Annotated in this window: 6 protein-coding genes; 2 read left to right on the forward strand and 4 right to left on the reverse strand. The window is 69.5% G+C overall.

The window, feature by feature from the left end; genetic code table 11:
• From ABNT58_RS16700 to sctU, 4 genes are all read right to left on the reverse strand, one after another.
• Positions 1 to 195, reverse strand: a 195-nt coding sequence (locus ABNT58_RS16700; RefSeq protein WP_348754576.1) for a hypothetical protein, incomplete at its 3' end; no start/stop codon positions are given.
• 85 nt (positions 196 to 280) lie between these two features.
• A complete protein-coding gene (locus tag ABNT58_RS16705) occupies positions 281 to 952 on the reverse strand; it encodes a hypothetical protein (RefSeq protein WP_348754577.1) in 672 nt (223 codons plus the stop codon).
• A 134-nt stretch (positions 953 to 1086) separates the two neighbouring features.
• Positions 1087 to 1407 carry a flagellar biosynthetic protein FliO gene (locus ABNT58_RS16710; RefSeq protein ID WP_348754578.1) on the reverse strand — a complete coding sequence of 107 codons (321 nt, stop codon included), beginning with the start codon at positions 1405 to 1407 and terminating at the stop codon, positions 1087 to 1089.
• Positions 1404 to 2480: a type III secretion system export apparatus subunit SctU gene (sctU, locus tag ABNT58_RS16715; RefSeq protein WP_348754579.1), complete on the reverse strand. Its 1077-nt coding sequence runs from the start codon at positions 2478 to 2480 to the stop codon at positions 1404 to 1406. Before sctU ends, ABNT58_RS16710 begins: the two co-directional genes overlap by 4 nt.
• A gap of 309 nt (positions 2481 to 2789) precedes the next feature.
• On the opposite strand from sctU, the gene ABNT58_RS16720 reads away from it, so the two are divergent.
• Both ABNT58_RS16720 and ABNT58_RS16725 read left to right on the forward strand, forming a co-directional pair.
• On the forward strand, positions 2790 to 3677 hold the full coding sequence (locus ABNT58_RS16720) for a lytic transglycosylase domain-containing protein (RefSeq protein ID WP_348754580.1): 888 nt from the start codon (positions 2790 to 2792) through the stop codon (positions 3675 to 3677).
• On the forward strand, positions 3674 to 5121 hold a 1448-nt coding region (locus tag ABNT58_RS16725; RefSeq protein ID WP_348754581.1), incomplete at its 3' end, for a flagellar biosynthesis protein FlhA. The genes ABNT58_RS16720 and ABNT58_RS16725, both read left to right, overlap by 4 nt.

The raw sequence follows: 5121 nt of genomic DNA on the forward strand, positions 1-5121 counted from the left end.
CTCCTTGCCCCAGTCCTTGCCGCGCGCCAGTTCCATGTTGCGCCGCAGGCCGTCGTAGATCTGCGGCTGCATCATCATGTTGCTGAAGGCGCCACCGTCCATCATGAAGGCGTTCTGTGCCCAGGCACCGGAAGTGGCGAGCAGGCCGGTGACCAGCAGCCCGGTGGCCAGCCATCGCATCCGCTGTCGAATCATGTTGTTGCACTCCTTCATGTTGACTTGCACCTTCGGAAAAAGCCGAAAGGGCCCCGAAGGGCCCCACGGCTGCAAACGCTGTTGATCAGCCCTTGCGTGCCATCTGCGACAGGCCTTCGCCGATCGCCTTGATGGTGTTGGAGAAGCCGCTTTGCATCAGCGAGAACATCTGGCTGGTGGCCTGCATTTCGGTGGTGGCCGCCGCGTTGGCCTTGGCCGCCGACTTGCCTTCTTCACCGGCCGTCGAAGCGATCTTGTTCGACAATTCAACCATCTTCGAAGCCTTCTCGCCCAGCACTTCGCCCATGGCGGCGGCGATGGCTTCCAGCCAGCTGCCTGAGCCGGCGCGGCCGCTGCGGGCCTTGCTGCGGGTCTCGTCGCTGTTCTCCAGACCTTCGGAACGCATCTTGGCCATGGCACGTTGCACGATGGCCTGGGCCGACTCCTGCGCGAACTGCTGCACCTCGGCGCCGGCCTGTTGCTCGACGAAGTTGTCCACGTCGGGCTCGCTGGCGGTGGTGTTGCCCGAGACCGCGCCGTCGACCACCGTGTTGACGATGTCGCGCACGAACTTCGGCATGCCGAATTCCTTCATCAGCGTGTCGGCCGCCATCTTCACCGCGGTGCCGATGGCCTGCGTCAGCAGGTTGCTCATCGAGCCGGCGATGGCCAGCGGCGGGAAGGCCAGGCTGGCCAGGCTCAGCAGCGAGCCGAAGATGTTGCCGCCACCAAACACGCTCTTCAATGCTCCAGACATGCTTCTCTCCTACTAGGTGATCGAGGCGGGTGCCGGCCCTCCGGACCCCGCGCCGCGCTGCATTTCGTTGGCAGCGCTGACGGAGTGCATTGCACGCGTTGCGGCCTTTGGCGTGTAGCTGGTGCGCGCCATAGCTAGGGTGCGCCCGTGTCCTCGCCAGTGGGCTGCCCGGGCCCCAGCGGCGCGGGCCGCACGTCGGCATCGATCACGCTGATGGCACCGGGCGTCACGCCCAGCAGGTACTCGCGGCCCCGGTGGCGCACGCTCACCAGCCGCTCTCGCGGGCCCAGGGCTACGCTGTGCAGCACCTGCGGCTGGCTGGCCGATGCACCACGGGCACGGCCCGCCTGCAGCCGCTTGAGCAGGCGCAGGCCCACCCAGGCCAAGAGCAGCACGAAGCCCAGCGCCAGCGCGGTGCTCAGCAGTTGTATGGACAAGCTGGGGGTGTCGGTCATGCTTCGTTCTCGCGCCGCTGGCGCTCGCTGCGCGCCCACAGGATCACCTCGGCGATCACGTCGAACAGGTCGGCCGGCACCAGCTCGCCCACCTCGCCACGGGCCAGCAGGTCGCGCGCCAGGCCCACGTTGCGCAGGATGGGCACGCCGGCTTCTTCGGCCGCCTCCCGCATGCTGCGGGCCACCTCATCCTCGCCCTTGGCGGCCAGCGTGGGCACGGGGCAGGTCTCGCGGTCGTAGTCGATGGCAATGGCCACATGGGTGGGGTTGACCACCAGCACGTTGGCCTGCCGCGCCGCCTGGGCCGAGTTGCGCTGCGACCATTCTTCATGCGCCTGCCGGCGCTGCGCCTTGATCATCGGGTCGCCTTCGTTGTCCTTGCCTTCCTGGCGGATGTCGCGGCGGCTCATGCGCATCTTCTTGGTGAAGCTCCAGCGCTGGTAGGCCGCGTCCAGCACCGCTACCAGCACGAAGACGATCACCGTCCACAGCAGCACAGGGCGCGCCACTTCCCACAGCGCGGTGCCCACCAGGCTCGGCCGCGTGCTCAGCGGCAGCAAGGCCACCTGCGGCAGCAGCGCCCGCAGCACCAGCCAGCCGATGGCCAGCAGCAGCGCGGTCTTGGCCACGGCCTTGGCCACCTCCACCAGGTTGTCCATGGTGAACATGCGCTTGACGCCTTCCACCGGGTTCATGTTCTCCAGCTTGGGCTTGACCTTGTCCAGCGCAAACACCGGCCCGGCCTGCAGGAACTCGGCCAGCACACCCACCGCCGCCACCGGCAGCAGCAGCCAGGCGCTGATGAGCAGCAAGGCTTGCAGCGCCTGCCCGGCCAGCCGCGGCGCGGCCACCGCAAAGGGCTGGTCGATGCTGGCCAGCGCCGCTTCCATCACCGCGCCCAGCTGCTGGGTCACCGGCCCCAGCGCCAGCACGGCCAGGCCGAACCAGACCAGCAGCTCCACGGTGCTGGTGAGGTCCTTGCTCTTGGGGATCTGGCCCTTCTTGCGGGCGTCCAGGAGCTTTTTCGGTGTGGGCTGTTCGGTCTTGTCGCCGCCGTCGTTCTTGTCTGCCATGGGGTTCCGTGTGACGGGCCGCGGCCATGGTGCAGCGCCCCGGATGACAGGCGCATGAACCTGTCGCAATGACGCTGTGGGCGTCGCGGTATCAGGGTGCTCATCGTCAGGGCGAGGCGCCATGCCTTGTCACCGAGTGCAACCACCGCAGCGGCCCGCCCGGGCCTGCAGCCTGTCTAGGCAAGCGTGCGCGCTCGCGCGTTGTTAGTCAGGGCTTGCGGCGGTGGCCGCGTTAATCGCTTGAAACAATCGCGCAGCGAGCTGTCACGAAAGCCGGGCGCTGGGGCGGAAAAACTTCACGCCATGCCAATGAAGCAAGCAGTCGTGCATCAGCCGCCGGTTTCCCGGCGGGCCCTTCACAGGCACCTTGAGCCCCAGGCCGCCACGGCCCGGCTGCTGTGCCTGGCCGGGCTGGCCCTGGGGGCTGCCAGCGTGCACGCGGCCGATGGCCTGGCTTGCGAAGGATGGAGTGCGGCCCAGCGCAGCAAGTTCCGCCTGGCCATCGAACAGGCCTGCGGGGCAGGCGCCCATGCGCCAGCCGCTGATGCGGCAGGCAGCGTCAAGGCAGCCCCGCAGGCGCTGTACCTCAAGCTCTTCGAGATCGACGGCACCGCGCAGCGCGCGCTGCCGCCGCTGGCCCCGGTGCCACCTCGGCCGGCCAGCACCTGGGCGCCTTCGGCCCAGCCCGTGCCCGGCGTATCGGCGCCGATGTCGCTCAAGGGCCGCCCCACGCTGGCCCCTCAGGCCCTGCGTGCGCTGCAGCTGGCGCCACTGGTGGACGAGGCCGCGCGCCGCCACGACATCGACCCGCTGCTGCTGCATGCCATCGCGCATGTGGAGTCGCGCCACCAGGCCCAGGCCTTGTCGCCGGCCGGTGCCCGCGGCCTGATGCAGGTGATGCCCACCACCGCACGCCGCTTCGGCCTGCAGGCCGAAGGCGCGCTGAGCGACCCCGGTGCCAACCTGGAGGTCAGCGCCAGCTACCTCAAGCTGCTGCAGCGCCGCTTCAACGGCGACCTGCCGCTGGTGCTGGCCGCCTACAACGCCGGTGAAGGCGCGGTGGAACGCCATGGCCGCCGCATTCCGCCTTATGCCGAAACGCAGGGCTATGTGCAGCAGGTGATGCAGCGCTACCGCTGGCTGGCCGGCTTTGCGCCGCAGGCGCTGCCCGCCCTGCAACGGGTGGCCCAGCCATGACCACGCAGCTGCACCACGGCGCCGCAGCGCGGCGATCGAGCATCAGCGACCTGCTGCTGGTGGCCGGCGTGCTGGCCATCCTGGCGATGATGGTGCTCACGCTGACGCCGCTGGTCATCGATGCGATGGTGGCGGTGAACATCGCCATCGGCGTGCTGCTGCTGCTGGTGTCGCTGTACATCAGCTCGCCGCTGGAGTTCTCGGTGTTTCCCAGCGTGCTGCTCATCACCACGCTGTTCCGGCTGGCGGTGTCGGTGGCCACCACCAAGCTCATCCTGCTGGAAGGGCATGCCGGCCACATCATCGATGCGTTCGGCCACATGGTGGCCGGTGGCAGCCTGGTGGTGGGCCTGGTGGTGTTCCTCATCATCACCGTGGTGCAGTTCATCGTCATCGCCAAGGGCGCCGAACGGGTGGCCGAGGTGGCGGCCCGCTTCTCGCTGGATGCGATGCCGGGCAAGCAGCTGTCCATCGATTCCGACCTGCGCTCGGGCCTGCTGGACAAGGACGAAGCCCGCCGCAAGCGCCGCGAGCTGGAGCTGGAAAGCAAGCTGCACGGCAGCCTGGACGGCGCGATGAAGTTCGTCAAGGGCGATGCCATCGCCGGCATCGTCATCATCGTCATCAATCTGCTGGGCGGCCTGGGCGTGGGCGTGCTGCAGCAGGGCATGCCGGTGGGCGCGGCGCTGGTCAAGTACTCGGTGCTCACCATCGGCGACGGCATGGTGGCGCAGATCCCGGCGCTGCTGGCGGCCATGTCGGCCGGCCTCATCGTCACCCGCGCCGGCGACGACGAGCAGGACCGCCACCTCGGCGATGCCATCGTGCGCCAGGTGGGCGCCAAGCCGCGGGTGCTGCTGGTGGCCGGCGGCCTGTGCGTGCTGCTGGCGCTGGTGCCCGGCTTTCCCTGGTATGTGTTCCTGGTGCTGGGCCTGGCCTTTGGGGCGGCCGGTGCGCTGCTGCTGCCCACGGTGCGGGCCCGCTGGCAGCAGTTCTCGCGGCCCGCGCGCGAAACCCTGCTGCGCCGCAAGGACACGCCGCCCGCGGTGCTGCACACCGCGCCGCCGGTGCCGCGGCCCACGTCGGCGCTGCAGCTGGAAGTGGCGGCCAGCGCGCTGCAAGGCGGCATGGCGCCGCGCCTGGTCGGCGCGCTCGAAGCCATGCTCGACCGCATCAACCTGGAGCTGGGCCTGCCGCTGCCGCGCGTGGCCGTGCATGCGGTGCCGGCCGAAGGCTGGCGGCTGCTGGCCTTCGACGTGCCGATGGCCAGCGGCGTGTTGCCGCCGCAACTGCCGCCCGACCGGCTGGCCACGCTGCTGGCCGAGTCGGCCCGCCAGGCGCTGCGCCGCCACCTGGCCTTGTTCTTCGGCACGCAGGAAGCCAGCGCCTGGCTGCACCGCGCCGGCCAGGACATGCCCGAAGTGGTCAAGGAAGTGCTGCGGGC

This window comes from uncultured Aquincola sp., from assembly GCF_964001545.1.
GTDB lineage: Bacteria > Pseudomonadota > Gammaproteobacteria > Burkholderiales > Burkholderiaceae_C > Aquincola.